Source organism: Phocaeicola sp. RTP21198st1_B8_RTP21198_201120 (assembly GCF_040929485.1).
In the GTDB taxonomy this organism is placed as follows: domain Bacteria; phylum Bacteroidota; class Bacteroidia; order Bacteroidales; family Bacteroidaceae; genus Phocaeicola; species Phocaeicola dorei.
In genome coordinates, this window is sequence record NZ_JBCOCI010000496.1 from 619 (window position 1) to 1,117 (window position 499).

1 protein-coding gene is annotated in these 499 nt (G+C 38.5%); it reads right to left on the reverse strand.

Features of this window, described 5'->3' with window-relative positions:
- On the reverse strand, window positions 1-499 hold a 499-nt coding region (locus AB5935_RS27580; RefSeq protein WP_368328049.1), incomplete at both ends, for an AMP-binding protein.

A 499-nucleotide genomic window follows, 5' to 3' on the forward strand; every position in this document is an offset into this window, starting at 1 on the left:
ATATTCAGCGTAGCACCAGTAGCATACATCAGGTAGATATCAAGCGTTGAGTTATCGAAATAAAACGGAGCCTGATTACCAATTATAGATGTTGAGTCGATATGGAAAGTTTCTATCGCCCAATCAATATAATCTATAACACCACGATGAGATACGACAACCCCTTTAGGGATACCTGTTGAACCTGAGGTGAAGATAGAATAAACAGGATCTGTATCAATCTGTTTTTCCATCAACTTCTCTATTGCTATACGCTGAATAGAACTGTCTGTATAAGAATTATCAATCACTAAGATCGGACGATCGGTAATTTTCTGTAAATCTGTAAAATGCTCGCTGTCAGTAATAAGTATAGGAGTATCAAGTACTGTAATAATTGATTCCACACGACTAGAAGGAGACTTTGTATCAAGAGGCACGTAGAAGTTGCCACTCATACTAAGAGCAGCAAACGCAGTCACTGCATCGCATCCTTTTGGAATATAAACTCCAACTGGTG